The sequence below is a fragment of the Dietzia maris genome (genome assembly GCF_014144855.1).
Classification (GTDB): Bacteria; Actinomycetota; Actinomycetes; order Mycobacteriales; family Mycobacteriaceae; genus Dietzia; species Dietzia kunjamensis.
In genome coordinates this window covers 1-1428 of record NZ_JAALDN010000466.1, presented here as the reverse complement: position 1 = coordinate 1428, position 1428 = coordinate 1, and the positions used below count along the sequence as shown (strand labels likewise).

Genomic DNA, 1428 nt, shown 5'->3' with positions numbered 1-1428 from the left:
CCGCAGGGTGGCGGACTCCTCGTCCCGGGACGCCTCGGCGTGCGCGGGGATGGTCACGGCGACGTAGGCCGCGACGAGGGCGACCGCTGCGAGCAACCACAGGGCGGCGTCGGAGTCCCACAGCCATGCCACGGCGCCGGCTGTCGCCCCTGCGATGAGGCTGCCGCAGACGTGCCCCAGCACGGTCAGGCGGGAGTTGGTGCGGACCAGGTCCAGGGTCGGGGGCAGCACGTGGGGGGTGATGGACGCCTTGACGACGCCGAACGTCTTGGACAACACGAGCATGCCCAGCGCGAGGGGGTACAGGAGCCAGGAGTCGAAGTTCAGCGCGAGGATCACCGCGAGCACCGCACGCAGGGTGAACGTCAGTGAGACGGTGAGACGTCGGCCCCGGTGGAGGCGGTCCAGGGCGGGGCCGATGACCGGCGCGATCAGCGCGAACGGCGCGACCGTGACCAGGAGGTACAGCGCCACGCTGGCGCGGGACTCCGCGGTCGCGGCGGAGAAGAACAGGGTGTTGGCCAGGGCCACGGCGAGAATCGCGTCGCAGGCGAAGTTGGCGACCGTGACGTAGCTGAGCGGAGCGAGTCCCGAACGGTCCGCGCCGTCGGCGTGGAAGACCCGGCGCACGCCCCGTCCGGCGGAGGAGGCGGCGCGGCGCGCGGGACCGGCGGTACGCTCACCCAACGAGGCGCACCTCGTACATGGTCGGCCACAGCTTGCCGGTGAGCAGGACGTTCCCGGAGTCCGGCAGTGCCGCGATCCCGTTGAGCACGGCATCGGGGTCGGCGGGCCGCGGTTGCTGGAGCTGCCCGGCGTCGTAGATGGCGGTGACCTGCCCCGTGGCGGGGTCGATCCGCACGATCTCGTCGGTCATCCACACGTTCGCGAGGACCGAGCCGTCCGCACATTCCAGTTCGTTGAGCCGGGTGACCGGCGTGCCCCCCGAGGTCACCGACACGCGTCCGGTCGGCTCGAAGGTCGTCGGGTCGCGGAAGGTCAGGGTGTCGGAGCCGTCGCTCATCACCAGCGCCGTGCCGTCGGAGCACAGGCCCCAGCCCTCGCCCTCGTACGGGACCTCGGAGCGCACCTCGAGGGTCTGCGGGTCGCGGTTGTGGGCGATGCCCTTCTGCCAGGTGAGGGTCCACAGGGTGTCGGGGGTGACGGCCAGGCCCTCGCCGAACTCGTCCCCCGCCATGGCGACGGTCACCGCGGGCTCGCCACCCCCCAGCGGTCGACGCTGGACCACGGAACTGCCGACCCGCCCCGTCGACTCGTAGATCTCGTCGCCCACCACCTGTAGCCCCTGGGTGAACAAGGACGGGTCGTGCTCGAGCGTGCGCACGACCTCCACCGAGCCGCGCGCGGGTTGCGGGTCCGACGGCCCGACCGGCACCCGGGGGGCCGCCGAACTCCCGGCGGCCGAGC

At 72.5% G+C, this 1428-nt stretch carries 2 protein-coding genes; both read right to left on the bottom strand.

Annotated elements, in window-relative coordinates:
- A partial coding sequence (locus tag G6024_RS14395) for an MFS transporter (protein ID WP_478213495.1) occupies window positions 1-687 on the bottom strand: 687 nt, incomplete at its 3' end.
- The gene (locus tag G6024_RS14390) at window positions 680-1396 is read right to left on the bottom strand and encodes a glutaminyl-peptide cyclotransferase (RefSeq protein ID WP_478213496.1); all 717 of its coding nucleotides are present in this window, start codon (window positions 1394-1396) and stop codon (window positions 680-682) included. The genes G6024_RS14395 and G6024_RS14390, both read right to left, overlap by 8 nt.
- Between the last annotated feature and the right edge of the window lie 32 nt (window positions 1397-1428).